This is a genomic window from Runella sp. R0.1_18 (genome assembly GCF_057652155.1).
Genome location: NZ_JBYFCK010000055.1, coordinates 1 through 3,796, shown reverse-complemented (window position 1 = coordinate 3,796; position 3,796 = coordinate 1). Strand labels below are relative to the sequence as shown.

The 3,796-nt window shown below is 41.1% G+C and carries 2 protein-coding genes; one reads left to right on the top strand and one right to left on the bottom strand.

Features of this window, described 5'->3' with window-relative positions; all coding sequences use genetic code 11:
• Window positions 1–41 precede the first annotated feature (41 nt).
• On the bottom strand, window positions 42–650 hold the full coding sequence (locus AC23P2_RS30930; RefSeq protein ID WP_487776765.1) for a recombinase family protein: 609 nt from the start codon (window positions 648–650) through the stop codon (window positions 42–44).
• Between the two features lie 111 nt (window positions 651–761).
• On the opposite strand from AC23P2_RS30930, the gene AC23P2_RS30925 reads away from it, so the two are divergent.
• Window positions 762–3,752 (top strand): Tn3 family transposase, encoded by a 2,991-nt coding sequence (locus AC23P2_RS30925; protein WP_487776764.1) that lies wholly within the window; start codon window positions 762–764, stop codon window positions 3,750–3,752.
• The last annotated feature ends 44 nt before the right edge of the window (window positions 3,753–3,796 follow it).

Here is a 3,796-nt window from a genome sequence, read left to right as displayed (position 1 = left end):
GAGGTTTTCGTTACAAATGGACGAAAAATAGCGGTTTGGAATCATTTCTTTTTCTTAGCCAGATAATTATATACTGTTCCGTAAGCAACACCAGACCTAATGCTGATCTGATTCATTGACAATCCTGTTTTTTGAAGTTCCAGGATCTGGTTCAGTTTACTTATTTGTAGCTTGGGTCTGGAAATTTGCTTTCCCTGAGCTTTTGCCCTGGCCATACCAGCTTTTACCCGCTGGCTGATTAGCGAGCTCTCAAATTGTGCCAGAGATGCCATCACATGAAATATCAGCTCTCCGGTCGGCGTGGTGGTATCAATATTTTCCTGATAGGAAATAAAGTCAATTCCCATACTCTGAAATTCCTTCATGGCATTGACCAGTGCCTGGGTTGAGCGGGCAAACCGATCATACCGCCAAACTAGGACTACATCCAGTTTTCTCTTTTTAGCCGCTGCCATCATTAATTTGTACTGGATCCTGTCCTGGTTTGTTCCAGAAGCATAATCTATAAACTCTCCGATGATCTCAAAGTTTCGCCTTTGGGCATAGTCCCTTAACTGGCTCAACTGAGTTTCCGGATCCTGTCCTTTATCGGGAGTTGATACCCTTGCATATAAGGCAACCCGTTTTGTGCTATTCTCTTGCTTTTTCATTTAATTGCCTATCAAAAAGGAAATCCTTTACAAATATAAAATTCATACTTATAAATTACTGATTCACAGGGGTAATTTATTTGATTTTAAGCATACCCTTTTTGATAACCTATGCCGGCTACTTTTTTAACAACTGCGGAGCGTGATCAATATATTCAAATCCCTGATCTTGACGAAACGGATTTGCAGCAAGGATTTTATTTAACACAGCTCGATCTTATATTTATTGAGCCATTCCATGGTTCTACTAACCGCCTGGCAATCGGGATCCAGCTTTGTCTGATAAGATACTTTGGCTTTTTAGATGATGGATGGAAAGCTCAGATTCCGGATAACATAGTTTCCTTTGTTGCTCACCAACTCGTAAGTGGAAACGATGCGCCCGTTACCGCAGATCTAACAAGTTATGGAAACAGGGCAATGACACGCTCGTTTCATTTTCAACAGATGCTCCGGCATCTAAACTTTCGAAAATGGCAGCCAATGGATGAACCGCTATATGAAAAATGGTTAATCCATCAGGGCATGGAGCATGATAATGAGCGGTACCTTTTGAATAAACTTTGCCAGAAACTGCACCAGGATAAAATTTTAAGACCATCTATTGGCACCCTGGAAAGGGTTATTGGAGGTATTGACGAGCATCTTCACGCGGAGACCTATCAACGATTATCATTTTTATGGCAGCCTGAGTTATTTCATCAGCTGGACAATCTTCTTCAAACCCATGAAGCCGGAAAACTAACCGGTCATCGCTGGCTGTGCATGGTGCCAACGGCTAATACGCCTAAAAGCCTCAGACAAACACTTGATAAAATTACCTTTTTGAAAAACATCAAAGTGGACACTTGGGATTTATCTGTTATTCCTTCCAACAGAAAAAAGCGTTTAGCTAATATCGTTCGCAATAATTCAAATCATTATTTACAGCGTGTCAAACCACAAAAGCGTTATCCGTTGCTAGTGTGTTTCCTTTGGGAAACGCTGCTTGATACAACCGACAGCATTTTGGTGATGTACCATGATTTCTGGACCCACTCCCTGAGCGATGCAAAAAAATCTTTGGAGGCATATCAGCTGGGGGTTATCAAGTCTCAAAACCAAGCTGTGAAAACACTTACAAAAACTGTTGAAATGGTTGTTGATGATACCATTGAAAATCAGTACCTGAGAAGCAAAATATTCGAAAATTTATCAAAGGAGGCCATACAAGAGGCTTTAGATGTAGTCTTGAAAATAACCAAACCGGCCTACCAGACTCCTTTATTCTTTTTACTTAAGGCTTATGCCCGGTTCAAACAATTTACTCCCTACCTGCTTAGCATACTGGATTTTAAAGTAGCTTTTTCAAAAGATAATTTTGGTACTGGCCTGGATCTGGTTACCCAGCTTCAAAATGGGACAAAACGAAAATTGCCAGAATCTGCCCCAACCCATTTTATTACACAGTCGTGGCTAAAATTAGTCATCATTGACAAGATGCTACAAGCCCCCGCCTACGAGCTTTGTGTATTGTCGGTGCTCAACGACAGACTCCAGTCCGGTGATGTTTTTGTCGAGTTATCCAGAAAATATGCGGATTTTAATAGCTTTCTGATCCCTAAGACACGCTGGCAGTTAGCTTCTCCAGAGATATGCCTTCCTTTTGGAGGATTGGATATGGTAGAACGGATTGACGAAAAGGTTCTTGAATTAACGGATCTGCTTGGACCTTTGACTGATCTGTTATCAGAAGGTAACGAAATAAGGTTAGAAGATGGAATATTGATAGTTCCGCCGTTGGAAGCTGAAAATCTACCTAAATCTGTCAAAGATTTGCAGGAGCAGATTAACAAACGGTTGCCTGGCGTTGGCCTGGTGGAAATGATCCGTGAAGTAGATACCTGGATTGACTATGCAAAGGAATTACGGGAAGAGCTCATGCCTCGTAATCCAGAACATGATGCATTGAAATTTGCTGCTTTATTGGGTAATGCATGTAATCTGACACTTGCTGATCTGGCGCGTTCTTCCGAATTGGATTATCATTCGCTATGGTGGGTTGCCAATAATTACTTTTCTGACGAGAATCTTAAACGTGCCAATGACTTGTTGGTAAATTTTCATCACAAACAATGGATATCATCCTATTGGGGTGACGGGACACTATCATCTTCCGATGGACAAAGATTTGCGACAAGTGGTAAAATCCGAAATGCCCAGGCATTGCCAAAGTATTTTGGGTATGGAAAAGGAGTAACTTTTTACACCCATACCTCTGATCAGTATTCCCAATACGGCACAAAAGTGATCAGCAGCACCGAACGGGATGCTCCACACGTATTAGATGAAATCCTGACCAATGAAACCGAGTTGACCATTATTGAACATACCACAGATACACATGGGTATTCAGACTTAATTTTCGCATTCTTTGACCTGGCCAACAAACGTTTTGCTCCAAGGCTTCGCGATATTAAAAACCAACGACTGTGCAAGATAAAAACCGACAAAGAAAACTTGGTGGAAATACACTACCCACAATTAAAGTTTACTGGTAGTGTCAATATCGACTATTTGAAAAAACATGCCGATGAGCTTAAAAGAGTATCTGCTTCCGTTTTAACAGGGACAGTAACAGCCTCATTATTAATCAATAAACTCCAGTCATATCCAAGGCAAAATAATCTCATGCATGTTTTGCAATCATACGGACAACTGGTAAAAACGATCTTTATATGTAAGTACTTACTACAATTGCCTCTCAGACACCGAATCAACACCCAGCTCAATAAAGGGGAGCAGCTCCATAACCTGCGCGTTTATCTTTGGTTCGGAGGCGATGGAATGATCCGTAAGAAGCAAGAAAAACAGCAACAAGTTACAGCCCGGTGCCTTAACCTACTGACAAATATCGTAATGGTCTGGAATACTGTTTACATCCAGGAAATCCTTAAACAGCTTCAAAAGGAAGGTTATCAAGTCGATGAAAAAGATTTCGAGCATATCTCTCCGGCTCCTTTTGAGCATATAAACCGGTTAGGGAAATATGATTTCAAGGATGAGATCAGGTTACAAGAGAATGGGCTACGAGCTTTACGGAAACCTTCCGATAAACGCTAATTAGCAAACCGCTATTTTCCGCCCGTTTGTAATGAAAACCTCTA